Raw genomic sequence first — 1,971 nt, forward strand, 5'->3', positions numbered from 1 at the left:
TGGGGGTGAGGCCGGACGACCGGGTGGCGATCTGTGTGGAGCGCAGCCTGGAGATGGTGGTGGGGCTGGTGGGGATTCTGAAATCGGGAGCGGCGTATGTGCCGCTGGACCCGAGCTACCCGCAGGAGCGGCTGGTGTACATGGTGCAGGACAGCGCACCGAAGGCAATCCTGAGCCATGCACAAGTGGATGAGCGGCTGCTGGAGCGGCTGGTGCAGGCTCAGGCTGAGCTTGTTGTCGTGCGGTTGGACGCCGATGCACAAGTCTGGACAGGCTCAGAAGCTGAGCGGCGCAACCCTGACGCGCGCGAACTGGGGCTGAGCGCGAAGCACCTGGCGTATGTGATCTACACCTCCGGCTCGACGGGCATGCCCAAGGGCACGTTGATCGAGCACTCCAACGCGAGCAATTTTCTGCGCTGGACTCGTTCTAGTTTTTCAGAAGAGCAGCTTCAGAACACTTTATTTGCAACTTCAATCAATTTCGATCTGCATGTTTTTGAACTCCATGGAGCTTTGAGCGTTGGGGCTTCCGTCGTTCTCAGCGTAGACGTCCTTCACGATGTTCGGCCTGAGTCGCCGCTGACTCTTGTCAATACCGTACCTTCAACCATGCAGACCCTGGTGGATTTGCGGCGAGTACCTGGGACGGTTAACAGCGTCAATCTGGCAGGCGAGCCGCTCAAACAGTCGCTGGTGGAGCAGATCTTTTCACTGACGACTGTCTCTCAGGTTTCCAATCTCTATGGCCCCTCTGAGACCACGACCTACAGCACCTGGGTTTGCATGTCGCGCGACTTGGGCTTTGATCGCAGCATTGGCCGGCCGATCGCCAACACGCAGATCTACCTGCTGGACGAGCACCGTCAGCCGGTGCCGCTGGGAGCGGTGGGAGAGATCTACATCGGAGGAGCGGGTGTGGCGCGGGGGTACCTCAACCGTCCCGAGCTGACGGCCGAGCGCTTCTTGGTGGACCCGTTCAGTGCCAAGGCTGGGGCACGGATGTACAAGACCGGGGACCTGGGGCGCTACCGCGCCGACGGGGCCATCGAGTACCTGGGTCGCAATGACTTCCAGGTCAAGATCCGAGGGTTCCGCATCGAGCTCGGAGAGATCGAGGCGAAGCTGGGGCAGTGTGCCGGGGTGCGCGAAGCGGTGGTGCTGGCGCGTGAGCAAGGCGATGGCCACAAGCAGCTGGTGGGCTACGTCACGGCGCAAGAAGACGCGGCGCTGGATCTGGAGGCGATCCGCTCGGAGCTGCAAGCGGGGCTGCCGGAGTACATGGTGCCTGCGGCCTTCGTGCGGCTGCAGAGCCTGCCGTTGACGCCCAACGGCAAGCTGGACCGCAAGGCGCTACCCGCGCCCGACGACGAGGCGTACGCACGCAGCAGCTACGAGGCGCCCCAGGGCCCCATCGAAGAGGCCATCGCGGCCATCTGGGCACAAGTGCTCAAGGTGGAGCGCGTCGGGCGCCAGGACGACTTCTTCAAGCTCGGTGGGCACTCGCTGCTGGCGGTCACGGCCATGGCACGGCTGCGCGCCGCTGGTCTGCAGGTGGATGTCAGGGATCTTTTTGTCGGCAATACCCTGGCCACGCTGGCGACCTCAACGATCAAGACCAAGACGGTACGAGTATGACGAACGAGAGCGCATTGCTGGCACGTTTGAAGGCGCTAAAGATTAGCGTTTCGATTGAAGATGGCGATCTAGTCCTTGCGGGGGATGAAAGTCATTTGAATGACGAGCATCTCTTGCAGCAGATTCGGAGTTTCAAGCCCGCTCTATTGGAAATCCTGTCTTCTCCAGACCATGGCGTTTCGTCCTTCGGTGCTCCACCCAATCTGATTCCTGTGGACTGCCAGCGGGTGACGCCGGAGCTGTTGCCGCTGGTCGAGCTCACGCAGGCGCAGATCGATCAGTTGATGTCTCAAGTGCCAGGTGGAGTTGCCAACGTCCAGGACATCTACCCGCT

General features: G+C 61.4%; 2 protein-coding genes. Both read left to right on the plus strand.

What is annotated here, in order from left to right; genetic code table 11:
- Positions 1-1,637: non-ribosomal peptide synthetase (locus AC3WOE_RS30440; RefSeq protein ID WP_492696285.1), on the plus strand; the 1,637-nt coding region annotated here is incomplete at its 5' end.
- Positions 1,634-1,971: hypothetical protein (locus AC3WOE_RS30445; RefSeq protein WP_492696287.1), on the plus strand; the 338-nt coding region annotated here is incomplete at its 3' end. The genes AC3WOE_RS30440 and AC3WOE_RS30445, both read left to right, overlap by 4 nt.

This window comes from Roseateles sp. FW305-36, from assembly GCF_058787015.1.